The organism is Candidatus Magnetominusculus xianensis (assembly GCA_001541255.1).
Taxonomy (GTDB): Bacteria; Nitrospirota; Thermodesulfovibrionia; order Thermodesulfovibrionales; family Magnetobacteriaceae; genus Magnetominusculus; species Magnetominusculus xianensis.
The window spans coordinates 111,435-136,838 of record LNQR01000070.1; the positions used below are offsets into that span (position 1 = coordinate 111,435).

The following is a 25,404-nucleotide window of genomic DNA, read 5'->3' on the forward strand; positions in this document are numbered from 1 at the left end:
CAGTGGCGGCGCGCGGCGGCCTATGGACTACAAATATAAAATAGAACAACTTAGAAGACAAGACCTCCTTCGGACAGTCAGAGACAGGGGCTGTCCTGCTGGCAGGGTGATTAACATTGATGGTCGTGACCTCCTTAATTTCTCATCAAACGACTATCTCGGCCTTGCCTCAAGCCCCGCCCTAATCGGGGCAGCAAAACAGGCTCTCATGGACTATGGGCACGGCGCCGGGGCCTCCAGGCTCTTAAGCGGAGGCACCACTGTTCATGCCCTGCTTGAGGAAAAAACAGCCGCCTTCAAAGGCGCTGAAAAGGCAATAATGTTTAACTCCGGCTACGCTGCAAACACCGGGGCTATCCCCGCGTTGACCGATGACAACTCCGCCATCTTCAGCGACGCCCTTAACCACGCCAGCATAGTTGACGGCTGCAGGCTCTCTGCCGCAAAAAGATATATTTATAGGCATAATGACCTTGACCATCTCGAATCACTGATGAAAAACTCCCCATGCGCCCATAAACTTGTCATCACCGAATCGGTCTTCAGCATGGACGGCGATGTCGCTGATATTTATAATCTGAATCTGCTGTGCAATAAATATAACGCAGCCCTTTACATTGACGATGCACACGCAACCGGCGTTATAGGGCAGGGCAGGGGTGCGCTTGCACATTTTAACGTCACGCCGAATGATAATATTATCCAAATGGGGACATACTCCAAAGCCCTTGGCTCAATCGGTGGATTTGTCGCTGGCTCAGAGGCCGTAATCGATTATCTGTTTAACACTGCCCGCTCACTGATATACTCCACAGCACTTCCCGCGGCGGCAGCGGCAGCGTCACTTGCGGCAATTGAATATGTTGAGGCACATTCTGAGTTACCGGCTGAGTTACCGGCTGAGTTACCGGCTGAGTTACCGGCTGAGTTACCGGACTTAATTGTTAAACTCCATAAGACAATTGACAACTGCCGCCGTATGCTTCGCTCAAAAGGATTCACAGTTACGCTTGATAACACCCCAATTATCCCCATCGTGTTTGACTCAACAGCAGAGACTTTACACATATCAGGGCGTCTGCTTGAGATGGGTGTCTATGCCCCGGCTATCAGGCCGCCTACTGTTAAACAGCCTCGAATCAGGATTTCCATTTCTGCCTTCCATGAAGATGAAGACATAGAGCATCTCGTAAATGCCCTGTCTGAGGCCATAAGATGAGCGTATCGCTGGTTACCGGTGCCTCTGGCGGCATTGGCAGGGCGATATGCCAAAAGCTCCTGCAGCATAACTCAGATGTTATTGCACACTACTACAGCGCTGATGAGAAATTCATTGAATATTTCATCAGCGCGCCCGTATTTGCCGTAAAGGCTGATTTAAGGAATAAAGACGACATTGAAAACCTCTCAAAACTGATAGAAACGCGATTCGGACATATTGACCATGTTATCAACGCCGCCGGTGTGACCGCCGATGAGCTGTTAATAAAGTGCCCGGAAAGTTCATGGGACGAGGTGATAGATGTGAATCTGAGCGCTTGCTTCAGGGTTATCAGGGCAATGCTGCCTTTGTTTGTTGTGGCCGGGGGCGGGCATATTGTAAACATTTCCTCACGTTCGGCTCTGAGAGGCACAGCCGGTCAGTGTGCCTATAGTGCCTCAAAGGCCGCCCTGCTTGGCCTTACTGTGTCACTGGCACAGGAACTGGCGCCGCAAAACATCAGGGTAAACGCTGTAATGCCGGGCTATGTCGAAACACCTATGGGGCTTTCAAATCCAAAGGCCCTCGCCCGTGCTAAATCCAGCAGTGTACTTAACACCCTGTCAGACGCAGATGAGGCAGCTGAGTTGATCTGGTTTATTCTTAATACTAAGACCGTCACAGGGCAGTTCTTTACGCTTGACAGCAGGTTGACATGAAGGGGTTTTTTATCACTGGCACGGACACGGGAGTAGGGAAGACTGTTGTCAGTGCTATGCTTGGCGTCCTGCTCAAAGAAAAGGGTTTTCCTCATGTGGCAGTCAGAAAACCCATCGAGACCGGCTGCACCGTTTTTGATAATACCCTGATGCCTGAAGACGGCCTGTTTCTGAAAAACATCACAGACTCAGCCGAAGACATCGGTGTAATAACACCGCTTAGATTTACTCATCCACTTGCCCCAGCTGCGGCAGCAGGGCTTGAGAACACGACGATAGATGTTGATGAGATAGTGCAGTCATTTAGGAATATTGACAGCTCCACTGTGGCAGTCGTTGAGGGTGTTGGCGGGCTGCTTGTCCCGATTACAAAGACATTCTTTGTCTCTGACCTGATAAAAGAACTTGACCTGCCGGTTATCCTCGTCTGCACAAACAGGCTTGGGACAATCAACCACACGCTGCTTTCTCTGGAACATATGAAAACAAAAGGCATCACCGTTGCTGGTATAATCTTCAATAATAATATAATAACCGGCGGGCGTGACATATCTATTGGTACTAATATCGGACTAATAAGACAATTAACCGCCGTGCCGGTAATTGCCGCCCTGCCTTTTCTTGATACAATAAATTATAATACCTTAGTTGACGTCTCAAAGACGCTGGATTATGGTATAATCAGGAGTTTTCTATAATAAGATATTTTCTGAAGAGGAAAAAAATAAATGATAAACATGATTTTAAGCAAGATATTTGGCACAAAAAACGAGCGGGAACTGAAGAAACTCTTCCCAATCGTAGACGAAATAAACGCCCTTGAGCCTGGCATTGTCTCAAAGTCAGATGATGAGTTAAGGGCTAAGACTGCGGAGTTTAACGCCCGCCTTACTAATGGTGAGACGCTTGATGACATGCTGAAAGAGGCATTTGCCGTTGTAAGAGAGGTGTCGCGCCGTACAGTAGCGATGAGGCACTTCGATGTTCAGCTCATTGGCGGCTTGGCGCTGCATCACGGGAAGATTGCTGAGATGAAGACAGGAGAGGGCAAGACCCTTGTCGGCACACTTCCTGTATATCTAAACGCCATTGGCGGGCGCGGTGTCCACGTAGTAACAGTAAACGATTATCTGGCGCGCAGGGATACGCAGTGGATGGGGCCGATATATAATTTTCTTGGCATGAGTGTCGGGGTTATTCAGCATGACAGCTCGTTTCTCTATGACCCGTCCTATAAATCGGAGTACGACAAGAACGATTACCTGCGCCCGTGTACGCGTCAGGAGGCATACCGTGCCAACATCACATACGGGACAAACAACGAATATGGATTTGACTACTTAAGAGATAACATGAAGTACGACCTTCAGGACTATGTCCAGCGGGAGCTGAACTATGCCATTGTTGACGAGGTTGACAGCATCCTTATTGATGAGGCCAGAACGCCTCTGATAATCTCAGGCCCATCTGAGGACTCAACAGACAAGTACTACAATATAAACAGGATAATCCCAAAATTAACGATTAACGTAGATTTTACGATAGATGAGAAGACCAAAAACGCTATACTTACCGAAGATGGCGGCGTGCGTGCCGAAAAACTATTGGGAGTGGATAACCTCTTTGACCCGGTAAATATAGAGCTTGTGCATCATGTCCTGCAGGGCTTGAAGGCGCACAACCTATATAAAAGGGATGTCGATTATGTCATATCAGACGGCGAGGTGCTGATAGTTGATGAGTTTACGGGGCGTCTGATGCCCGGGCGGCGCTGGTCTGATGGTCTTCATCAGGCAATAGAGGCAAAAGAAGGGGTAAAGATAGAAAGCGAAAACCAGACGCTGGCAACAATAACCTTTCAGAACTACTTCAGGATGTACAACAAACTTGCCGGCATGACGGGTACGGCTGACACAGAGGCGGAGGAATTCGGGAAGATTTACAATCTTGACGTTATGGTAATCCCAACAAATAAACCCATGACAAGGGATGACATGCCCGACTCCATATACAAGACCGAACAGGCGAAGTTCAATGCCGTAACTGCCGACATACAGGGCTGCCACGAAAAGGGCCAGCCCGTGCTGGTTGGTACAATATCCATAGAGAAGTCCGAGGTACTCTCGAGGGAACTGAAAAAGGCAAAGATACCTCACAACGTGTTAAACGCGAAATATCACGAAAAAGAGGCGGAGATAATCGCTCAGGCCGGCAGAAAGGGCGCAGTAACGATAGCAACAAACATGGCAGGAAGAGGGACTGACATCGTCCTGGGAGGTAATCCCAAAGGTATAGCCCAGGACATGCTGCGCGATACAAAGGACTACACGCCGGAGCAGTTTAAGGACGCACTTTCACGTGCAGACCAACTATGCACAGAGGAAAAAGAGCAGGTTTTGGTGGCGGGCGGGTTATATATTCTGGGTACAGAGCGTCATGAGGCCAGACGAATAGACAACCAGTTGAGGGGGCGCTCTGGCAGGCAGGGCGACCCCGGGGCATCTAAGTTCTACTTGTCGCTTGAGGATGACCTGATGAGGATATTCGGCTCTGATAAGATAGCCGGTCTGATGAACCGCCTGGGGATGGAAGAAGACGTACCGATTGAAAATTCGATGGTCTCAAAGGCGATAGCCAACGCGCAGAAGAAGGTTGAGGCGCATAACTTTGACATAAGAAAACACCTGCTTGAGTATGATGATGTAATGAACAAGCAGAGGACGGAGATATACTCGTTCAGGAAAGAAATCCTGAGTTCTGAGTCATTGAAAGAAAAAGTAACAGATATGATAAAGGACACGGTGGATGACCTGATAGCGGCACACTGCCCGGAGGACACATATGCAGAGGCCTGGGACATGAACGCCCTGTGGGACTCGGCGTATGGGGTATTTGAGATACCGCGCAGCTACCTCAAAGAAACACTGAGCGAGGCTGCTAATTTAAATGTGATAAGGGAAAAGCTATTTGAGTTAGCCCAGCAGCACTATGAAGAAAAAGAAAAAAACACATCGGCTGAAGTACTGCGCTATCTTGAGAAAATGACGTTGCTGCAAATACTCGACACACAGTGGAAGGACCACCTGCTTGCAATGGACCACCTGAAAGAGGGCATAGGGCTGAGGGGCTATGGGCAGAAGGATCCACTGGTAGAGTATAAAAAAGAGGCATTTGACATGTTTGCCGAGATGACGTACAGGATAACGTCGGAGTTCCTGAGCCGTATGTTCCATATACAGATACATGGGGAAGGTGAGAGCGCGGCAGCAGTGGCGGCCCCGAAAAAGCAGCAAGTGTTCTATAATAGAAGCGACGAGGAAAGTGTTCAGGTGGTAAGAAAAGGCAGAAAAACGGGCAGAAACGACCCCTGCACCTGTGGAAGCGGCAAAAAGTTCAAGAAATGCTGTGGGCGTGGGGAGTAAGGCTGGTAAGATACCTGGCAACATATCAATTATAAGTTCGTCAAGAGTTTTGAAGTCGTTTTTCACGGGAGTGTACATGCCATCGTGTAGACATCTCAAGTTAGCGCATATGTATGAGGGTCTGGATTTATTATACGAGCAGGTTGAGAAATCAGTATTTTTTAAGGCAGCCAACCTGTTAAATCTTGATGTGGATATTGTATTTGTTTTGTTATAGATTAAAATGATTAGGTATGATAATGAAGCAGAAGACAAAACAGTCTGACCTGTCTTACAGCTCAGGCAGGAGTTTTATACAGGCTGTACGATTAAGTGTAGTTTAGTACAATTTAGACGCTTACAAGATTAGATTTCTATATCGGAAATGGATGTGTCCCTCAAAAAAAGTAAATCTACTTGCTACTAATTCCCATGCAGTGAAATATCGTCTCTATCAGCTTATCCAGGTCAACAGGTTTAATAAGATTTGCACATACTTTACAGTCCCTTGAGCGCTCATCGTCTACAAAGGATTTTGTCAGAATAATCGGCTGTTCTTTTCTTATCTGTAATATCTTTTGTATCAGGGCAACACCATCCATTACCGGCATTAAATTGTCTGTTATGACCATGTCCGGGTCATATCTCATGTATAATTCCAGACCTTCTTTGCCGTTTTCAGCCAGGTAGATTTCGCCAAAGCGCCTCTTCAACGTAAGCCTCATAACATTTCTAATCGCCTCGTCGTCATCCACACAAAGGACGCTAAACCGTCTAAGAGCTTCTTTATCCTTAATCATATGTTGTTTATTCGCATCCGGAATTGTGATTACACATATAACTCTATTGTAAATACAGAGCCGCTGTCTTTAGTGCTTGCGTATATTTTACCGCCAAGACTCTCCTCCACTATTACTTTTGACATATAAAGCCCTATCCCTGTGCCTTTTTCGGACTTGGTAGTAAAATACTGATCGAATATCTTCTCGATTATCTCTTGCGGGATTCCCCCGCCGTTGTCGCTGACCTCAACCCTCAATATGCCGCCTTCCTTATAGCAATCGACTGAGATCATGCCCTCTTCCAACAGAAAACCATGCTCTCTCCTTTGAACAATCGCGTCTTTTGCGTTATTTATCAGATTTAATAAGACATGGGCGAGCTGGCTTTTATATGTCGTAATTACAGTGGCTTCACACGGCACTACCTCAGAGAAATCCAGAAATGTCCTGTTGTGTATATGGCATGAAATCCTGTAGGCAATCGAGTTGGTCTTTAACTGAGAGGAAATCATCGAAAACACCTCCGACGATACCTCTATTATATCAAACGTCTCCTTCTCCTGCGACGGCTTGAAGAAGCTTCTGAACACGTCAATCGTCGATGACATAAAATCAAGCTGCTTCAGTGAATTCTTAACTGTGCTATCAATATAAGCTGCATCAAGTTCACCATACTCATATGCGTCTTTTATATCCTGGACAATAAGACCGAGACTGTTTAAGGGCTGTCTCCACTGGTGTGCTATCGCAGAGATCATCTCACCCATGGCTGCCATCTTTGACTGCTGCAAGAGGAGCTGGTCTTTACATCGTATTTCATACACTTTGGTATTAACAAGCTCCATGAGATTATAGTTAAGCTCAGTGAGAATCTCGGTCTTTTCCTTCAGTTCGTTTTCCATAGCCTTGCGGGAAGTTATATCGACCATCGAGCCTAAGACGCCGGTAATTTCCCCTTCGGCATTAAATAACCTGGAGTTTCTGATGTTGACGTTAATCCGTTCGTTGTTTTTCCGCTTATAAATAACATCAGTTCCTTCGGGCAGCATCTGCCCGCTGAGAACGGCTTTCAATGTGGAATTGATGTTAGCAGCATCCTCCGGCGCCCAATGTTTAAATGGCGGCAGAGAGCCGAGCAGCTCATCTTCTGAGTAACCGACCATTTTGCAAAACGACGGATTGGCGTATATCAGTCTCCCTTCCAAATTAACGGCTGCAATGCCAGCCACTGCACAGTCCTCAATCGCCTTGCGAAAGGCGTGTTCAGTGGCAATATGTTTTTCCAGTTCCAACCGCTTCCTTATATCTCTGGCTATCGCCTGAATGACCTTCCTGCCGCCATATTCCACGACACTGGCATTTATGTCAACGGGGATAAAGGCGTCGTCAGCGCTTTTTATCTGCACATTTAAGAGCAAACCAGAACCAGACATTATAGTGTTTTCAAATGCATTCCGCGTCCTTTCTATTTCTTTGTCACTCATCAATAACTCATAGAACATTCCGGCAATCTCGTCTTTTGCCCTGGCCAGCAGTTCCTCAGCCTTTTTGTTGGCGTCGATTATACATCCGTCAAGGCCGACAATAACAATAGCGTCGCCAGCTCCGTTAAGCAGATTTCTATATTTCTCCTCAGACGCCCTTACTGCTTCAGCCGCTTCGTAGTCGGCGGTAACATTCTTTACAATTTCAAGACAGGAAACTATATTGCCGTCTGCATCCCTGATAGGATTAGCTGTGACTTCAGAATATCTGATTTCTCCATTGGGCAGCTGTACTTTTCTGAGCGACATGTGCGGCTTTCCATCCTTGTATGACAATTCAATAGGGCATCCCTCACAAACCGACTCATTACGTTCATAAACGCAGTAGCATTTCTCTCCAAGACGGTTTCCAAATATGGATTTAAGAGATTCACACTGAAAAGTGATGTTATATTCCAAGTCCTGAATAGTTATATAGTCCTGCATAGCGTCAATTATGGTTTTCATCTTATTTCTCTGTGCAATCAGATCATATTCCATGCGTTTTCGTTCTGTGATATCCTCAACAATACCGACATAAACAGATAATCCATCTTTACTATCTGGAAACCCCCTGCTCCATATCCATCTGACAGACATGTCGGGATGAACAACACGATAGTCATGGCTAAACGGCAATCCTTTCTTCATTACCTCCATATCTGATAGCAGACGCCCTTTATCATCCGGATGTATTGCATTGAGAAAAGAGCGAGGGTTGTCATACAGGCTCTCACAGGAAAGCCCCATGACCGTTTCATAGCCTGGACTGACGTAAAAAGTCTTCGTCAGCCCTGAGTCGGCAATCCAGAAGACCTCGTTGATATTTCTCATGAGCAGCTTAATCAGTTCATCGTGTTCGTGTAGTGCAGAGGGAAGTCTTTCAGACCGGTATTTTATCAAATTAATTACTTGTTCTTTATTCTTTTTTAGTTCTTCCTTTTTCTGCAGGAAAAAATATTCAGCCATTTGGGCAGCTTCCTGTACACGCTTTCCTGCTTCATTAAGCTCGGAAACCCGCTTTTTTATAAATCCCTGAGCAATACTGAGCAAAACCTCTGGAAACAGCTTATATTTACTGCCATTGTCTTCGATTTTTCCCGCTGTCATGTCACTGTTCCCCCTCCATTGTGGAATCATCAGTAATTCATGTAAGGCCTTCCACTGAGTAATTATAGCATATTTACAATAGTCAAAACACGGGGCAAACGCATTTGAAAATTAGGCAGAAATTGTCTATTATTTTTAGCTATGACCGATGCTTTCCTGGATTCCAGCGAAAGCTGGAATCTATAGGACGAAATGGCTATCGAAAATTTCAAATGCGTTTGCCCTGGCATCGCATCTTGACTTGCCGTGCCTCTGTGTGTAATCATATATAATGAATATTTTATATTCTGGCAACTAAAAAGGAGGATTTAGATTTATGCTAAACGGTAAAAAAACTATCGTTGGGATACTGCTTATAGTGTGCGGGCTGATTGCAGGGCTCATAATTGCGTCTAACTTTAACATACAAAACCAGTCGTTGGCCCAGATTAAACAGGTTAAAGAAGTCTCGCCGCAAAGCAAGGATTTCCTCATTCAACTGAGCAGCGCCCTTGCCGATGTCTCCGATGTTGTAAAACCATCGGTTGTCAATATCTCTACCCAAAAAACCGTCGATACAAAGGATAACCCCATGGGACGTTTCTTCGATGACCCAATGTTTAAGAGATTCTTCGGCGATGAATCCCCTTTCCACATGCCGAAAAAGCAGGAGTCCAGGGCTCTTGGCTCAGGTGTCATCATCAAAGAAGACGGCTATATTGTCACAAACAGCCATGTCGTTAAAGATATGGATGAGATAAAGGTCATTCTTGCCGATAAAACTGAATATAAGGGCAAGATAATCGGGACTGACCCCAAGACCGATGTGGCAGTTATTAAAATTGACGCCCATGACTTGCCTGTTATCAAGATGGGTGATTCAAGCAAGATGAAAGTCGGTGAAATCGTCTTAGCCGTTGGCAACCCCTTCGGCCTTAATCAGACAGTCACGATGGGTATTGTAAGCGCCGTTGGAAGGTCAGAAGTTGGCATAGCAGATTATGAAGACTTTATTCAAATCGACGCCCCAATAAATCCCGGTAACTCAGGCGGTGCCCTAGTCAACGCCTCCGGTGAGCTGGCCGGTATCAACACGGCAATCTTCTCCACAAGCGGCGGCTATCAGGGTATAGGCTTTGCCATACCCAGCAGTATGGTCAAAAACGTTATGGACAAACTCATTAAATCCGGCAAGGTAATCCGCGGCTGGCTTGGTGTTAATATTCAACCTCTGACCCCCGAACTTTCCAAATCCTTCGGGCTTAAAGAGAAAGACGGCGTTCTGATTGCAGATGTTGTCGAAGGCGGCCCGGCAGAAAAGGCCGGTCTTAAACGTGGTGACCTTATTATTTCCTTTGACAGCAAGGATGCCTCCAACACGCGGCAGCTGCGAAATCTCGTAGCAAATACCCTCCCGGGTGCTACACTTGACTTAAAGGCCGTCAGAGATGGAAAAGAGATGTCATTTAAAGTAACAGTCGGAGAGCTTCCAGATGCCAAACAAGCGGCTGCAGGAGGGGCTCCATCATCGTCAGAGTTCTTAAACAGACTCAAAGGTGTAGGAGTTCAGGATATTACAGCCTCCATAAGAGAACGTTTTAACTACCCGGCTAAGGTCTCCGGTGTTATAGTCACAAATGTTGCCGATGACAGCTCTGCCTTTAATGTTCTCAAGCAGGGTGACGTCATTCAGGAAGTCAACAGAAAGCGCATTAATAATGTAAAAGAATATGATTCCATCGTGTCTAAAATTAAGGCCGAGGAGGATATTCTGTTACTTGTCTATCGTGGAACTGCTTACATATATGTAACTATCACGGGTAAGAAATAAGATATTTAAAAACTCCCCTTCCCGTTTCAGGGAAGGGGATAATCCCCTTATTAAGCTATTTACTGTGGGTTGTGGCTTTCTTTATCAGACAATCAGTGTAGTGTGCGGCTAATGACTGGGCTGCCTTGTCCAGGGTTTTGGCGTCTTTAAACACTCCGAAGACCGCGCTGCCGCTGCCGCTTAACATGGCCGCCTCTGCACCTGCTTTTAACATAGCCTTCTCTATTTCCTGAATCGCCGGAAATCTGTCTTTCAATACGTCTTCTATGTCGTTTTTCATACATCCCGCCAGGCACTTGAAGTCGTATGACTCTAAGGCGGTTATAAGATTGTCTCTTAGCTGCCCTGGGTCTGGTATGGCAGTGAATCCCCTTCCTGCGAATTGCCCGTATGCCCAGGCCGTCGATATTGGAAATGGCGGGTGTATAAGTAAAAGGCTGATTGTGGAATTCACTTTATGAGGGATTACTTTCTCACCACGCCCCTCAACAACGGCAAATCCGCCGCTTATAAAAAAAGGTACGTCAGAACCAAGTTCTGCCGCCATCGATGACAGTTCTTCTACACTATAAATATCTCCAAACAGCTTGTTCAGTCCCACTAACGTATGTGCTGCGTCTGAGCTGCCGCCGCCAAGCCCTGCCTGTGCAGGGATTTCCTTCTTTAACGTGATTCTGCTGCTGTGGTGTGTGGTATTCAGCTCTTTGCGGGCAAAAAAGACCTCTGCTGCCTTATAGACGAGGTTCTCCCGTTCAGGTATCTTCAGATCAGAAATTAGCTCAAGCGTGTCCGATGGTTCGATTGTTATTGTGTCATACAACGATACTGCCTGCATTGCGGAGTATATGTCGTGGTAGCCGTCAGCCCTCTTTCCTGTAACCCGCAGAAACCAGTTTATTTTAGCCGGTGCTGACAGGGTAATTGCTGAGGCGTTAGCGCTTGAGCTTATTTATTTTCTCCTCGACTCGCTCCTTCAGGCCAACCTCGTCTTTGTGGAATTTCAGGGACTTCTGCCATGCCTGAAGTGCCTTGTCCGTCATTGAAAGTTTAAAGTATACGTCCCCAAGGTGTTCATATATCACGGCATCGTCTTTTACCAGACTAATTGCCTTTTCTATTTCCCTTAGGGCGTCATTATATAGACCTTTCTTGAAATAGACCCACCCCAGGCTGTCTATGATAGCCCCGTTGTCTGGTTTAAGCTCTAAAGCCATTTTAATCAAATTGTACGCCTCATCCAGATTTATCCCCTTCTCTGCATATGAATATCCAAGATAGTTCAATGTCTCAGAGTTGTTTGGATTTATCTCTATTGCCTTTTTTAATGCTGCAACCATTTCCTCAAAATTATCCTCTTTCTCATACACTACTGCCATGTCCAAAAGGAGTTCGTCGCTCTTGGGAAACTTGGCTATTCCCCTTTTCAGCACCTCTCTGGCTTTAACATAGTCGCCGACGCCTAAATACACGATTGCCGGATATTTAAAAAACTCCGGCTTGGTATCATCGTAACTCAGTATCTCCTCATAGTACTTTGCGGCTGCCTTGTAGTCCTTTATTTCGTTATTTATGTAACCCAGTCTTAAAAATGCCTTTGTGTTTTCAGGGTCTATATTGATTATCTGCTTTAATTCCTCTATTGCCTCAGGGTATTTCTTCATGCCTTCATAACATAAGGACAGATAATACCTTGATAAAGTGTTATTGGGTAGTGCAGACTTGACTATCATAAACTCTTCGATTGCCTTGTTAAAGTCCTCGGAGTCAAGATATAACTGCCCTATTTTGAAGTGTATCTCAAGGTTTTCCGGGAGCTCTTTGCTGAGTTCCCTAAGCTCCTTTATCGCCTTCCCAATGTCCTTGTCTAGCATATAGACACGTGAGAGCATCTCGCGCGCCTTTACGTTTTGCGGGTTTATATTTATGGCGTCTTTGTAGTACTGTGCTGCCTTGTCATGGTTTTTCTTCTTTTCCTCTATTATTCCCATATATACATAGGCACTGTCTAAAGATGGATCAAGCTGTATCGCCTTTGATATGTGTTTTTCAGCATTTACAGTATCGCCCATCTCCAGATATATGATCCCTATGTAGTAGTTTCCCATTGTGTTGGTATCGTCGCTGTTTACATATACATTCAACACCCGCAGCGCATTTGTATAGTCCTTTTGTGATAGGTACATGGCACCCAGAAACACAAATGCCGACATATCTGCCGGAGCTATCTTTATTAACTTTTCATAAATCTCTATGGCCTCTTTTATCTTTTTCTGTGAATTATACAGCTCGCCAAGTAGTTTTAATGCCGGTACGTACTCGGTATTTTTTTTGAGTATCTCCTCGGTGTTTTTAACGGCCTCGTCTATTTTGCCTTGCCTGATGTAAATTTGGGCAATCTGCAGCTTTAAATATGGGGAGTTCGGGTCGTCCTTTAAGGCCAGACGGTATTCCTTTAATGCCTTATCCCAATTGGCTTCAACCTCTGCTATTGCGCCAAGCATAAAGTGGTACTCCGACTCAGTGGCGTCTGCGGCTTTACCCTTCTGGGATGGTTTCTTTTTTCCCTTAACAGCGGCTTGACTGTCTGTGTCTGGTTTTGCCTCTGGTTTTATGCCTGGCTTTGCTTCGGCTGCGGTTTCTGATTTGGTTTGGTTGTCAGTTGCTGCTTGAGCAGCCGGTTGAACTTGTACTGCTGGCGGCGGCTTAACTGCAGTTTCACTGCCTTTCATCCCAACGGCACAGCCTAACTGTGCGAGTGTCATTGCAGATAATATACAGTATAGTGCTTTTACAAACACATTATTCATACGTGTAGTCTCATAGTGTTTCTTTCCATATCATTTTTTCTTTCGCGCTTTGCTAAGGAGGGCTTTCTTGCCCTCCTTAGCGGGCTTAACGGGCATATCTCTTAGCATGAACCCTTACACTTACACGTCAAGGCTGACTTCTTAGTTAGTTTCCTGATGGTCACAATATCCCACCTCCCGTATTTACTCTGTCCTAATGGCAGGTAATAAACCTTCCTCTTTAATTTATACCAGATTAAGATTAAATGTCAAGCTGTGGCATTTAAATAAATCCTTCCCCAACGGGTCACCAAGCGCTGCTGCCCTGTACCGGCAGCCACCCCTGCATGTATCTATCTCCGGGCAGCCGCTGCACGCAAGTTTGCTCAACGGCAGGGGGTTAATCCGGCTCCAACAATATTTAAGGCCGTCATCTACAGTTCCAACCGGTTCACCGGCATAGTACAGGCATTTCGAGACGCCTCCAGATGCCGCTACTGACATCAGATGCACCCCACATGCCCATTGCCCATTGCCGCCGCCATGAACACCACCGCCCTGAAACCCGTATGACAATAGTCTGCCGGCCTCCTCAGGCGGTAAGCACAGAGATTCGTTTCTCAGCATGGCGCCCATAGCCACTGGCACATCCACCGTCCAGTCCTTTATGTTCATATCAATGAACAGTTTTTCCATTGCGGCAAATTCCCCTGCGTTCTCTGAATGAATAATTGTGGAGGCAGACACATCATAACCTGCTTTCTGTGCCCGTTTTATGGCGCTTACTGCCTTTTTGTATTGACCACTGCCGCGTATTGCGTCATGACCATATTCAAGTCCGTCAATGCTTATTTGTATCTCGTCCACGTTCAGGCATTTTAACAGCTCATCACTGAGTAGTACACCATTTGTGAGGAGTATTTTTCTCAGGGCGAACTCCGGCAGTATCTCGTTAAGTGCGGCAAAATCAGGATACATCAGTGGCTCACCGCCCGTAATCAAAAGCCTGAGTCCCTGCATGACCTCGAATTCCCTTAAAATATGGACAACAGTATCAAGCGGCAGGTGTACAGGGCGGGAATCACCAACGAAACAATGCTTGCATTTCAGATTGCACTGGGCAGTCAGCTGCAGCTCAAGATACCTTAGCGAAGGGCAGGGGGATTGGCTTACAGCAGGACGCACCACTGCCGCAGGAGTTGTTGAGATAAGACCCTCATCTAAGCAGTAACTGACAAAGGAGCTGTCTCCATGCTGGGCAGTGCCTCCTGTTGAGGCGGCCTTTTTAAAGAAATCAAATGCCGCGTCATCAAGCTCATATAGTTCATCTTTGGCCGTGTCATAGACGCATGGCGTCTCTAATTGTTTTATAAAACACCTTGCGGTAAGGAAATAGTTCGTGTCACCGTGACGCTTTTTCTTCATAAGCTCATATAAGTTTACCACATTTATTGTGCTTTTGAACATCTGTAACCACCTGTGAATTATGAATTGCCAGCGCCGCCTCTGTTGTGTTAGGATGTAAAATGTATCAAATGACACATATGGCTCATGACGAACATTTATTGTCAATCATAGAGACGGCTACTGATGCCATAATCTCGATAGATTCAAAGGGTACTGTCGTCATCTGGAACAAAGCTGCGGCAGAGATGTTTGGGGTAACTGCAAAGGAAATGATTGGTCACCCCGTAACCATGATAATACCTGAGCGGTTCCGTGGTGACCACACAAAAAGGATAAATGAACTCTCCCACGGCGCCCTGCCAAATCTGATAGGTAAGACCATTGAGATCGCAGCCATTCGGAGTGACGCTCAGGAATTCCCAATCGAGTTATCACTTTCTATGTGGAAGGCAAAGGAAGAGATGTTTTTTACGGGCATAATCAGGGATATAACTATGCGGAAACACGCTGAGGCGCACATAAGGGAACAGGAGTTAATGCTTATCTCAATGGACAGAATCGCCGGAATTAATTCACTTGCCGCGGGGATTGCCCACGAAATCAATAATCCTTTAAGCATCATAAGCGGCACTGTTGGAAATATTAATAAGCTTACCGCCAGGTTAATTCGGGCTGTATCGTTCTGGGCTGATAAAGATATCTCTGATGATCTTAAAACTGAATACGACATGTTGACAGCTGGTCTAAGTCTTGAGCAGACAATAAATTCCCTTAATCTTAAATTTGACACCATAAAAAGGGCGGTATCAAGGATTACCAATATTGTCAACAGTATGAAATATATTGCGAATCTAAACTTGTCCGATGTCCAATACATCGATATAAATAAACGCATTGACGATATTATAAATATTTTGAATATCGAAGGGGTAAGGCATGTCGAATTTGAGAGGCAATATGCTGAACTTCCAACGGTAGAATGCTCTGTGAGCGATATAAATCAATGCCTGCTTCAGGTGATAACCAATGCCATAGATGCGGTTGACCAGATGGGCAAAGTAGTAGTAACAACAACATTTAACAAAGATGACGGGTATGTCTGGATTGATGTAAGGGATTATGGAAAGGGTATGAGCGATAAGGTCTTGCAGAAGGTCTTTCATCCATTTTTTACGACAAAACCTGTAGGGTCTGGTACCGGCATCGGTCTCACCATAACGGAAAGAATTATCAAGGCGCACGGAGGCACAATAGAAATCTGCTCTGAAGAGGGGCGCGGGACTACAGTTAGGATGAGATTGCCGGTAAGACAAAGTCCCCACTACTGCCCAATTGACAGCTGAACCGGCGGCGGTATAAATACGCCGGAAGCCGACAGCCCTACAATGGCAGCGACTTTGGCTGGGAAGGCTGAGGTTAAGAGTTTCGATTTAATGTCCGATACATCATATGTGTCAAAACCGGACGTGAAGATAACGAGACTTAATGATAGGATGTTTGGTGATTCAGTATGGGAGGCTAAGGAAGCGGCTAAAAAGTGGGCTGGTGATAACATACAAGGAAAATCTTTTGTCAATAAAGATAGTGGGTGGAATATTGACGTATCACGCAAGGGGATTGGTGAGGCATTAAGCAAATCAAGATTAGCGCATATAGACCAGATTGAAGCTATTAGGGCAATTCCTGAACTGATTGAGAATGCTGTCTTGGGCGAAACCCATTCAGATAAAAAGGGTAGCCCGCACATTAAAAATATCCATAGATTTTATGCACCATTGGAAATAGATGGCAAACTTTACAGAGCAAAATTAACGGTTAGAGAAAGTGCTGATGGTAAGAAGTTTTACGACCATAGTTTGACAGAAATAGAAAAGCCTGTTGGAAGCTATGCGAGAGATACCTTTTCAGGCAGTGCACCCCGCACTCAACAACAGGCTCATGATATTAGTGTAAAGGATTTACTAAAAGATGTCAAGACCTTAGCCGTAGATGGCAAAAATTAAGGACATAAATGAACGCAGAATTTGATGGAATAACAAACATACTGGCGGTTAAGCTGCGCCACATAGGTGATGTCCTCCTGAGCGCTCCGGTATACAGGGCGCTGAGGACGGCATTTCCCAGTGCCCGCATCAGCGCCCTTGTGAACTCCGGCTCTGAGGAAACCCTGACAGGCAATCCGAACATAGACGAGGTGATAGTGTTTAACCGTAGGTTAAAGGAACTGCCGGTATTAAAGAAATACATTGGTGAGTTGAGGAATTTACGGGCCATACGAGGACGCGGCTTTGACATGGCTATTGACATGACGGGCGGTGACCGCGGGGCAATAATATCATATGTAAGCGGGGCACGCCTAAGGCTTGCAAAGGACTCAGGCAAGGCAAGCCGCTGGGGCAAGAACTACCTGTATACCCACCGCGCACTGCTTGATGGTTACACCCATGTAGTTATGCAAAACATGGAGTTATTGGATAAGTTTTCGATTAAGTCGATTAAATCGGCTAAATTGGCGGGCTATGCAGTAGATATGCACATACCGGAGGATGTTTACAGCTCTGTAGAGAGGCTTCTCAAAGGCCGCGGTATAATGGACACAGACAGATACGTTCATGTACATCCTACATCAAGATGGTTTTTCAAGTGCTGGCAGGATGACCGCATGGCGGAGGTTATTGATTGGCTGCTTAATAGGGGACTCAAGGTGGTGTTGACTACAGCGCCCGACGAAAAGGAGATAATAAAGGCAAAGGGGATTTTGTCGCTGCTTGAGGGTAGAGATGGGATAGTAACACTTATGGGTGAGACAAGTATAAAGGCCCTTGGCGCTATTTCAAAGGGTGCTGCGATGTTTTTTGGCGTGGACTCCGCCCCGATGCACATAGCTGCGGCGATGAACACGCCTGTAGTGGCTCTGTTTGGGCCATCAGGGGCATTTAACTGGGGGCCGTGGGACAATGAAAAGACAATAAGCGAGCCCTATGCAAGGAGAAACGGGATACAGACATCTGGCATACACACCGTTGTCCAGCGTGACTGGGACTGCATCCCCTGCGGAGGCGACGGCTGCAATGGAACAAAAAAGAGCAGATGCCTTGATGACATAAGCGCAGCAGAGGTCAAATGGCTGATAGAAAAACGACTCTCATAATCATGCGTATGGCTACAGTTATGTTGTGCTCCCTGAATGTCTGCAGTGGTGACTATTAATTATTCATATTTATTAAACAAATGTAAGCATTTTGGTTGGTTTAAATTCACTATCAATTTTTTAATTTGCAGGTGTAATATAAGTTACAGACAATGATAGCAAATGGTGATACCATACTCTGCTATATCATATCGGCAAAGTCATCGACAAAGTCGATGTTAGTCAACTATATGTTCAAGGAGGGGTTTTATGCGTGGGTTGAGTAAAGCTGTTTTGCTGTTGATGCTTGCCCTGGTGATGGTTTGTACAGGGACGACTAACGGTACAGCAGACACAGGACATGGCAAGAAGGTGTACGAAAGCAGGTGTGCCATATGCCATAACTCCAATGGTGACGGCAACGGTTCTATTGGGATTGTGGAGAAGGCTGGCGCAAAGAACATGTACTGGGCAGTTTATCCAAGGGACCTGACATCAGGGGTGTTCAAATTTCGTTCGACGGCAACGGGTTGTCTGCCGATGGACGCTGATCTGAAAGATGTAATTAAAAACGGGATAATGCGTGGAGGTATGCCGTCGCACTTTGATGTGCCGGACAAGGACATAGACGCAGTAACCCAGTATGTAAAGACGCTTTCTGACAGGTGGAAGGATGAGGCGGCATGCAAACCGATAGCAGTGAAGAAACCGGCTTATGTGGGGTCGGCGGAATCGGTAAAAAAGGGTATGGTAGTTTATGACAAGATGAAGTGCTGGGAGTGCCACGGTAAGGAAGGCAAGGGAGATGGTCCGAAGTCTGACGAAATTAAGGATGATTCGGGAAAACCAATTCTTCCGTTTAACTTTACAGCAGGGCAGTTAAAGCGCGGTTCGTCGGCAGAGAACGTATATGCGACGTTTACAACAGGGCTGGATGGCACAGGTATGCCGTCATACGAGGATTCGTTGAATGAGGAGCAGAGGTGGAATCTCGTATCGTATACACTGAAGCTCATGAAAAAGACAAAGTAATAAATATAAATGTAAAGGAGCATTAAATGGAAAAAATATCGCGAAGAAAGTTTTTAAAGGCCACCTCTGGTGTTTTCATGCTTTCAGTGCTGGGTGGAGCTGAGGCACTTGCGATGAATGCCTTTGAACCGGCAAAGGGTGTGGAAAACCCCATGAAGCACTATCCCGACAGAAACTGGGAAAAGGTCTACAGGGATATCTATAAACCCGACAGCAGTTATATCTTCACATGTACGCCAAACTGTACGCACAACTGTTACCTGAGGGCATATGTGAAAAACGGCGTAGTCGTAAGGGTAGGGCCGTCGCAGAACTATCACAAGGCAACCGATGTATATGGCACAAAGGCCAGCCAGAGATGGGACCCGCGCCACTGCAACAAAGGAATAGCTCTTGTGAGGAGGTTCTACGGCGACAGACGCGTAAAAGGTGCAATGGTGAGAAAGGGCTTTTTGACATGGGTTGAAAAGGGATTCCCGCGTGATGCCGATGGCATCCCACCGGCTGAGTATTTCAAGCGCGGTGAAGACCAGTATGTTCAGCTCCCATGGGAAAAGGCCTATGAGATAGCAGCAAAGACCTTCTACGAAATATCTAAGACATATTCCGGGGATTCGGGGGCAGCGCTTCTGAAGCGCCAGGACTATGACGAGGAAATGATAAAGCGGATGGGCGGCGCCGGAACAAGGGCGATGAAATTCAGAGGCGGAATGCCTGCGCTTGGTTCTATAAAACTCTTCGGCCAGTACAGAACAGCAAACTCTATGGCCCTGTTAGACAAGCACATAAGAAAAGTTGACGACGACAAGGCCGTTGGAAGCGTCGGGCTTGACAACTACACGTGGCACACAGACCTCCCGCCCGGGCACCCTATGGTGTGCGGTCAGCAGACCATAGACTTTGATTTGTCCAATGTTGAGTACACAAATATAGTCGCATGTTGGGGCATAAACTGGATTTCTACTAAGATGCCTGACGGTCACTGGCTTACTGAGGCGAGACTTAAGGGTAAGAAAGTCCTGGTTATCACCGCTGAGTACAGCTCTACATGCAGCAAGGCAGACGAGATAGTGATTATTCGTCCCGGCACAGACCCAGCCCTTGCCCTAGGCGTTGCACATGTGCTGATAAAAGAAAACTTATACGACAAGGGCTTCGTGAAAACCCACACAGACCTTCCCATGCTTGTCAGGATGGATACAGGCAATACCCTTAAGGCAACCGAGGTGTTCAGCGGCTATAAGAACAAAGAACTTAAGCTGAAGATGGTGGTCAAGACTGCCGCTGACCTTCCCAAGCCCACACAGACTAATGTTGGAATGCCAGCCATTACGGAAGAAATGCGTAATGAGTGGGGCGATTTCGTAATGTGGGATACTAAGACTAGTAAACCTGTTGCAGTCTCAAGCGATGACGTAGGCGAACACTTTAAGAAGCTCGGCATAGAACCGGCAATCGAGGGTGAGTTTACAGTATCCATAGGCGGCAAGGACGTAAAGGTGCGTCCGGTGTTTGATATAGTCAAACAACACGTGATGGATACGTGGACGCCGGAGAACACGGAAAAGATAACATGGGCGCCCAAGTCGGCCATTATAAGCATGGCACGGCAGTTTGCCGCCAACCCCGAAAAGGTACTCTTTACGGTAGGCATGGGGCCAAACCAATTTTTTAATGCAGACCAGAAGGACAGGGCAATATTTCTCATTGCGGCCATGACCAGAAACGTAGGCTTTTTCGGCGGGAACGTTGGAAGCTATGCCGGCAACTATCGTGCAGCATACTTTAATGGGCTGCCGCAGTACATGGCTGAAAATCCATTCGATATAACCCTTGATCCTACGAAATCTGCCAAGGTCAAGATGCTTTTTGCATTTCAATCGGCTCATTACTACTCACACGGCGACCAGCCGCTGAAGGTTCACGGCAAGTATTTTAATGGCAAGACACACATGCCGTTTCCGACAAAGGCGATGTGGTTTAGCGCCTCAAACTCCATTCTTGGTAATGCAAAAGGACACTACGAGATTGTAATGAACCTCTTAAGACACCCAGTATATCGTGCCAAGGGTGAGCCTAAACGGCTGATAGAGGCCGTGTTCACAAACGAATGGTGGTGGACGGGAACCTGTGAATACTCTGACATAGTGTTCGGAGTGGACAGTTGGGCAGAGTACAATATAAGCGACATGACACAGTCATGCACAAACCCGTTCATGCAGGTAATGCCGCTTGGAGAGATAAAACGCATTCACAATACCAAGAGCAACACTGAGACCTACAAGGGTGTTGCCGCAGAACTTGCAAAGTTGACCGGTGATAAACGTTTTAACGACTATTGGGCGTTTATTGATGAAAAACACAGGGCAAAACCCTATATGCAGAGGGTTCTCAACCACTCGAACATGTTTAAGGGTTACGATGTAGATGACCTGCTGGCCAAGGCAAAAGACGGTATCCCAGCGCTTATGATGGGAAAGACCTATCCCAAGTTCATCGGCTACGAGCAGAGCAATGAATCTGCGCCGTGGTACAATAGGACGGGCAGGCTTGAGTTCTACAGAGATGAGCAGGAGTTCAAAGACTACGGTGAGTGTATCCCTCTTCACAGAGAGCCTATAGATTCAACGTTTTATGAACCAAACACAATAGTGGCGGCGCCGCATCCTCTGATAAAGCCGAAAACCCCGGAAGACTACGGTTTCTCAAGGGCAGACCTCTCCAGGGAGACGCGTCAGGTGCGCAACGTTGTCTACACAGTGGACGAGCTGCTAAAGACACAACACCCGCTTATCAAAGATAAATTCAATTATATATGGCTGACTCCGAAATACCGCCACAGTGTCCATACAATGTTTGCCGATATTGATTATATGTCGGTGTGGTGGGGGCCGTTTGGCGATATGTACAGAAAGGACAAGCGTAAACCGTGGGTAGGCGAGGGCTATCTAGACATACACCCAGAGGATGCCAAGGCATACAATATAGACGATGGAGATTACATATGGGTGGATGCTGACCCTGAGGACATGCCGTTTAAGGGCTGGCAGGAACGCCCTCACGAGTATAAGGTTGCCAGGTGTATGCTTCGTGCAAGGTACTATCCCGGCACGCCGCGCGGCGTTATCAGGACATGGTTTAATCTCTACATGGCGTCGTTCGGTTCTGTAAAGGGCCATGAGACCCGCAAGGACGGGCTTGCCAAGAATCCAGACACTGGATATCAATCGATGTATAGATACGGCGGTCATCAGAGCGGCACACGCTCGTGGCTGAGACCCACACTGCTTACCGATACTCTGGTGAGAAAGGACCTCATGGGGCAGGCAGTAGGGAAGGGATTTGCGCCTGATGTACACTGCGCAAACGGGGCTCCGCGTGAATCATTCGCGAAGTTTTCTAAGGCTGAGGATGGCGGAGAGTCCGGTAAAGGTAAATGGAGACCGATAACTCTTGGCGGGCGGCCTACTTATGAAAGTGCCAAATTCAAAGACTATCTTAACGGAAAGTTTGTAGGATAGAGGAGGAATTCAATAATGACTGATGTATTTAATTGGCAGATAAAGAGGAACATGAAGTACACGTTTGAGTCGCCTAAGCCAGAGAAGCAGTTTGCCGCTGTTTTTGACATTAATAAGTGTATAGGCTGCCAAACGTGTTCGATAACCTGTAAGACGACATGGACGACCGGACGTGGTCAGGAGTACATGTTTTGGAACAATGTAGAGTCCAAGCCCTATGGTGGATACCCCTTGTACTGGGATTTCAAGCTGCTTGAGAAACTCGGAGGCGGAAAGTGGAATGCCGATGTCTACGATGGAAAGACCATATTCGAGAAGGCAGCAGAGGAAAATCAAAACGTAGAGGGATTCCTGCCCGAACTCGATGACTGGGCATATCCTAACATGGGTGAAGACGAGATTTATGGTGGAGAGGTAACCAGGGGTATGCATATAAACAGCCTGCCGCATCCTATCTGGTTTTATTATCTGCCGAGGATGTGTAATCACTGTTCACACCCGGCGTGTGTGGCCAACTGCCCCAGACATGCAGTTTATAAACGCCCGGAAGACGGCATTGTGCTGGTAGACCAGTCAAGGTGCCAGGGCTACAGGCAGTGCGTTGCAGGGTGTCCGTACAAAAAACCGATGTACAATTCAACAACATTCAGGTCTGAAAAGTGTGTTGCCTGTTACCCCAAGGTAGAGCAGGGGCATCAGACCCAGTGCATGGAACACTGCATAGGGAAAATAAGAATGCAGGGCTGGATAAGCCCGCCGGACAGCCCGAAGGCAGATAACCCTATCGACTATCTGGTGCATGTCAAGAAACTCGCGCTGCCACTTTACCCGCAGTTTGGTACGCAGCCGAATATCTACTATATTCCGCCGATTCACGTCCCAACGCCTTACTTAAAGCAGATGTTTGGGCCTGGCGTTGACCACGCTATCAAGGTCTATAGGGAAGAGGTGCCGAAAGACCCAGTACTAAAGGGGTTGCTTGTACTGTTTGGCAGTGCGCCTGAGATAATAACGAAATTCGAAGTTAAAAACGAGGTTGCAATGGGATATGACGCCAAAGGCACTCTTGCGGCTCAGACTCCTATCAAAGAGCCTGAGGTTATCAGGGCATCTTTCGACAAGGCGCGTGACGTATACCGCCTGGATACGCCCTAGTTTGAGTGAAAATGTGCAAGGGAAAAATGATCAGGCTGACGCCCAATTGAATATGCCCGATTGAATATATTGAATGGGGCGAATTAGGATGAACAGGAGGAATATAATGAGAAAAGGTTTAGTAGCAGCGTTAAGCATTGCGTTATTGGTGGTATGGTCGGCAGTGTCGTTTGCCGCCGGGCCTGCGCCAATAAAAGTGAGTTATATCAGTAAGCCGATAACGGCAGACAACAGCGAAATCTGGAAGTCAGCGAAGGCACAACCTGTGGAGCTGCTTTCTGCTTCGCAGTCAAACCATCTCGGCAAGGGAGCAATCCCAGCCGAGGACGCAAAGAAGCTTCAGAGCAATGCCAGATACATCTTCGACCTGACCGGAGAGGTCCCTGCAATGTCCATTAAGGCCGTGCATAATGGAAAGACCATAGCTATACAGCTTACCTGGGCAGATAAATCTGAAAACGTAGAGAACGCGATAGATTCGTTCCGCGATTCAGTGGCACTGATGTTTCCTGTAACAGCTATGGCGTTTAACCCTTCACCCCTGATGGGTTCAAAGGGTGAGCCGGTAAACATATGGCAGTGGAGGGCTGACTGGCAGGCGGAAAAAGAGAAACGCAGAGGCCTTGACAAACGCCAGCCGCAGCAGGATGGAATCCATGTCGGCATGTCAGACGAGATAATGAAGACTGAGTATCCCGGCAAGCCATCACCCGACGCCACAATGATAGAGTATGTGTCCGAGGGATACGGCACTATCACAAAACTAAAGGACCAGCCGGTAAAGGCAGCTGGTCATTATAAAGACGGCAAGTGGACTGTAGTATTTGTAAGAGACATAAATCGTGCAAGCGGTTCAGATGCCGAATTGCTTCCAGGCAAGAAGACCTTCGTAAACGTTGCCGTATGGAATGGACAAAACAGCGACGTAAACGGCTCGAAGGCAATTTCTGTTGTCTGGATACCCTTACACATCGACGCAGCAAAATAGGAGTTTTTAAGATGAACGAAGTCGAATACGACATAGCAGCAGCCAATCTAAGAAGTAAAGTGTACGGATTACTGGCGCAGGGTTTCAGAGACCCTGACGAGTTGCTTGTGGAGTCTCTGGAGACCGGCTATGTCAGCGGCTTACGAAGTCTTGTTGAACACATGGAAGGGGGGGAGAGCTTTCTCCCCCTTTTCACTAAACTCGATGGCATTATAGGACAGCTTGATTATGATAAATTAAAAGAACAATATGGGGCGCTTTTTTTGGCGGCAGGCGGGCTTTCAGCTTCACCGTATGAGGCGGAATATACAAAGGAAACCCCTCAGCATTCGTTTTCATCACAGGCACAGCTTGCCGATATAGCCGGGTTTTACCTGTCATTTGGCCTTGATGTGTCGCAGCGTACCCCGGAGCGTGTTGACCACATTGCGACAGAGCTTGAGTATATGCAGATTATGTCAATGAAAGAGGCGTTGGCCCTGAAAGATAACCATGAGGAAAATGCAACGGTCACTATTGACGCCCAGAGAAAGTTCATCACTGACCATCTTGGCAGATGGACAGGTAAGCTTGCCGAGAGGATTTCGCAATGCGGCATAAGTGAGTTTTATGAAACCCTTGCAGAGATTCTTGACGTATGGATGGGGTTCGATAAGGCATATCTCAATGCAGCCTGACTGACATGTAACTGTGACTGTATTATGAGCAGGCACCAGTCGATACTTGATGCTGCCGTGTAAATAAAACTTGACATCTAAGGAGCTTAATACGTAAAATATAATTACGAGGCATTCATATAAGCTATATTACCATGTGGGGGTCAAAGCACAATGCGCATC

18 protein-coding genes are annotated in these 25,404 nt (G+C 46.6%); 13 read left to right on the plus strand and 5 right to left on the minus strand.

Going from position 1 to position 25,404, the window contains the following annotated elements; all coding sequences use genetic code 11:
• Window positions 1-22 precede the first annotated feature (22 nt).
• From ASN18_RS10310 to secA, 4 genes are read left to right on the plus strand one after another with little or no spacing between them, the layout of a single operon-like run.
• Entirely contained in the window at window positions 23-1,219 is a 1,197-nt protein-coding gene (locus tag ASN18_RS10310; protein WP_085052665.1) for an aminotransferase class I/II-fold pyridoxal phosphate-dependent enzyme, read from the plus strand.
• A complete protein-coding gene (locus ASN18_RS10315; RefSeq protein ID WP_085052666.1) occupies window positions 1,216-1,920 on the plus strand; it encodes an SDR family NAD(P)-dependent oxidoreductase in 705 nt (234 codons plus the stop codon). Before ASN18_RS10310 ends, ASN18_RS10315 begins: the two co-directional genes overlap by 4 nt.
• Window positions 1,917-2,618 carry a dethiobiotin synthase gene (gene bioD / locus ASN18_RS10320; protein ID WP_085052667.1) on the plus strand — a complete coding sequence of 234 codons (702 nt, stop codon included), beginning with the start codon at window positions 1,917-1,919 and terminating at the stop codon, window positions 2,616-2,618. Before ASN18_RS10315 ends, bioD begins: the two co-directional genes overlap by 4 nt.
• A gap of 30 nt (window positions 2,619-2,648) precedes the next feature.
• On the plus strand, window positions 2,649-5,342 hold the full coding sequence (gene secA / locus ASN18_RS10325; protein WP_085052668.1) for a preprotein translocase subunit SecA: 2,694 nt from the start codon (window positions 2,649-2,651) through the stop codon (window positions 5,340-5,342).
• Between the two features lie 392 nt (window positions 5,343-5,734).
• Here the strand turns inward: secA and ASN18_RS10330 are convergent, their stop codons facing one another.
• Together ASN18_RS10330 and ASN18_RS10335 are read right to left on the minus strand one after the other, a co-directional pair.
• Window positions 5,735-6,121, minus strand: coding sequence for a response regulator (locus ASN18_RS10330; protein ID WP_085052669.1), 387 nt, complete (start codon window positions 6,119-6,121; stop codon window positions 5,735-5,737).
• Window positions 6,122-6,150: 29 nt separating this feature from the next.
• Window positions 6,151-8,736 carry a PAS domain-containing sensor histidine kinase gene (locus tag ASN18_RS10335; protein ID WP_236861664.1) on the minus strand — a complete coding sequence of 862 codons (2,586 nt, stop codon included), beginning with the start codon at window positions 8,734-8,736 and terminating at the stop codon, window positions 6,151-6,153.
• 316 nt (window positions 8,737-9,052) lie between these two features.
• Here ASN18_RS10335 and ASN18_RS10340 point away from each other — a divergent pair, with 316 nt between their 5' ends.
• Window positions 9,053-10,546 (plus strand): DegQ family serine endoprotease, encoded by a 1,494-nt coding sequence (locus ASN18_RS10340; protein ID WP_085052671.1) that lies wholly within the window; start codon window positions 9,053-9,055, stop codon window positions 10,544-10,546.
• Window positions 10,547-10,601: 55 nt separating this feature from the next.
• Here ASN18_RS10340 and ispE read toward each other — a convergent pair whose 3' ends face one another.
• The 3 genes from ispE to ASN18_RS10355 all read right to left on the minus strand — a co-directional run bounded on the left by ispE (window position 10,602) and on the right by ASN18_RS10355 (window position 14,799).
• Window positions 10,602-11,495: a 4-(cytidine 5'-diphospho)-2-C-methyl-D-erythritol kinase gene (gene ispE, locus ASN18_RS10345; protein ID WP_085052672.1), complete on the minus strand. Its 894-nt coding sequence runs from the start codon at window positions 11,493-11,495 to the stop codon at window positions 10,602-10,604.
• Window positions 11,479-13,353, minus strand: a complete 1,875-nt coding sequence (locus tag ASN18_RS10350; protein ID WP_085052673.1) for a tetratricopeptide repeat protein — start codon at window positions 13,351-13,353, stop codon at window positions 11,479-11,481. Before ASN18_RS10350 ends, ispE begins: the two co-directional genes overlap by 17 nt.
• Before the next feature lie 225 nt (window positions 13,354-13,578).
• The gene (locus ASN18_RS10355; protein ID WP_085052674.1) at window positions 13,579-14,799 is read right to left on the minus strand and encodes a radical SAM protein; all 1,221 of its coding nucleotides are present in this window, start codon (window positions 14,797-14,799) and stop codon (window positions 13,579-13,581) included.
• A gap of 59 nt (window positions 14,800-14,858) precedes the next feature.
• Between ASN18_RS10355 and ASN18_RS10360 the strand changes: the two genes are divergently transcribed.
• The 8 genes from ASN18_RS10360 (at window position 14,859) to ASN18_RS10395 (ending at window position 25,242) form a co-directional block, all read left to right on the plus strand.
• Window positions 14,859-16,082 (plus strand): two-component system sensor histidine kinase NtrB, encoded by a 1,224-nt coding sequence (locus ASN18_RS10360; protein ID WP_085052675.1) that lies wholly within the window; start codon window positions 14,859-14,861, stop codon window positions 16,080-16,082.
• A gap of 42 nt (window positions 16,083-16,124) precedes the next feature.
• A complete protein-coding gene (locus tag ASN18_RS10365) occupies window positions 16,125-16,742 on the plus strand; it encodes an LPD3 domain-containing protein (protein ID WP_085052676.1) in 618 nt (205 codons plus the stop codon).
• An 8-nt stretch (window positions 16,743-16,750) separates the two neighbouring features.
• Complete coding sequence (rfaQ, locus tag ASN18_RS10370) at window positions 16,751-17,890, plus strand: putative lipopolysaccharide heptosyltransferase III (protein ID WP_085052677.1); 1,140 nt, start codon at window positions 16,751-16,753, stop codon at window positions 17,888-17,890.
• A gap of 249 nt (window positions 17,891-18,139) precedes the next feature.
• On the plus strand, window positions 18,140-18,901 hold the full coding sequence (locus tag ASN18_RS10375; RefSeq protein ID WP_085052678.1) for a c-type cytochrome: 762 nt from the start codon (window positions 18,140-18,142) through the stop codon (window positions 18,899-18,901).
• 26 nt (window positions 18,902-18,927) lie between these two features.
• Window positions 18,928-22,422, plus strand: coding sequence for a molybdopterin-dependent oxidoreductase (locus ASN18_RS10380; RefSeq protein WP_085052679.1), 3,495 nt, complete (start codon window positions 18,928-18,930; stop codon window positions 22,420-22,422).
• A 15-nt stretch (window positions 22,423-22,437) separates the two neighbouring features.
• Window positions 22,438-23,577 carry a 4Fe-4S dicluster domain-containing protein gene (locus tag ASN18_RS10385; protein ID WP_085052680.1) on the plus strand — a complete coding sequence of 380 codons (1,140 nt, stop codon included), beginning with the start codon at window positions 22,438-22,440 and terminating at the stop codon, window positions 23,575-23,577.
• 106 nt (window positions 23,578-23,683) lie between these two features.
• On the plus strand, window positions 23,684-24,565 hold the full coding sequence (locus ASN18_RS10390) for an ethylbenzene dehydrogenase-related protein (RefSeq protein ID WP_236861665.1): 882 nt from the start codon (window positions 23,684-23,686) through the stop codon (window positions 24,563-24,565).
• An 11-nt stretch (window positions 24,566-24,576) separates the two neighbouring features.
• Window positions 24,577-25,242 carry a TorD/DmsD family molecular chaperone gene (locus ASN18_RS10395; protein ID WP_236861666.1) on the plus strand — a complete coding sequence of 222 codons (666 nt, stop codon included), beginning with the start codon at window positions 24,577-24,579 and terminating at the stop codon, window positions 25,240-25,242.
• Window positions 25,243-25,404: the final 162 nt, after the last annotated feature.

Coding starts and splice junctions, on each gene's coding strand:
- ASN18_RS10335 (WP_236861664.1), bottom strand. CDS start 8,736: ATGACAGCGGGAAAAATCGAAGACAATGGCAGTAAATATAAGCTGTTT.
- secA (WP_085052668.1), top strand. CDS start 2,649: ATGATAAACATGATTTTAAGCAAGATATTTGGCACAAAAAACGAGCGG.
- ASN18_RS10315 (WP_085052666.1), top strand. CDS start 1,216: ATGAGCGTATCGCTGGTTACCGGTGCCTCTGGCGGCATTGGCAGGGCG.
- ASN18_RS10380 (WP_085052679.1), top strand. CDS start 18,928: ATGGAAAAAATATCGCGAAGAAAGTTTTTAAAGGCCACCTCTGGTGTT.
- ASN18_RS10385 (WP_085052680.1), top strand. CDS start 22,438: ATGACTGATGTATTTAATTGGCAGATAAAGAGGAACATGAAGTACACG.
- rfaQ (WP_085052677.1), top strand. CDS start 16,751: ATGAACGCAGAATTTGATGGAATAACAAACATACTGGCGGTTAAGCTG.
- ASN18_RS10330 (WP_085052669.1), bottom strand. CDS start 6,121: ATGATTAAGGATAAAGAAGCTCTTAGACGGTTTAGCGTCCTTTGTGTG.
- ASN18_RS10360 (WP_085052675.1), top strand. CDS start 14,859: ATGTATCAAATGACACATATGGCTCATGACGAACATTTATTGTCAATC.
- ASN18_RS10395 (WP_236861666.1), top strand. CDS start 24,577: ATGAACGAAGTCGAATACGACATAGCAGCAGCCAATCTAAGAAGTAAA.
- ASN18_RS10310 (WP_085052665.1), top strand. CDS start 23: ATGGACTACAAATATAAAATAGAACAACTTAGAAGACAAGACCTCCTT.
- ASN18_RS10375 (WP_085052678.1), top strand. CDS start 18,140: ATGCGTGGGTTGAGTAAAGCTGTTTTGCTGTTGATGCTTGCCCTGGTG.
- ASN18_RS10390 (WP_236861665.1), top strand. CDS start 23,684: ATGAGAAAAGGTTTAGTAGCAGCGTTAAGCATTGCGTTATTGGTGGTA.
- ASN18_RS10365 (WP_085052676.1), top strand. CDS start 16,125: ATGGCAGCGACTTTGGCTGGGAAGGCTGAGGTTAAGAGTTTCGATTTA.
- ASN18_RS10340 (WP_085052671.1), top strand. CDS start 9,053: ATGCTAAACGGTAAAAAAACTATCGTTGGGATACTGCTTATAGTGTGC.
- ASN18_RS10355 (WP_085052674.1), bottom strand. CDS start 14,799: ATGTTCAAAAGCACAATAAATGTGGTAAACTTATATGAGCTTATGAAG.
- bioD (WP_085052667.1), top strand. CDS start 1,917: ATGAAGGGGTTTTTTATCACTGGCACGGACACGGGAGTAGGGAAGACT.
- ASN18_RS10350 (WP_085052673.1), bottom strand. CDS start 13,353: ATGAATAATGTGTTTGTAAAAGCACTATACTGTATATTATCTGCAATG.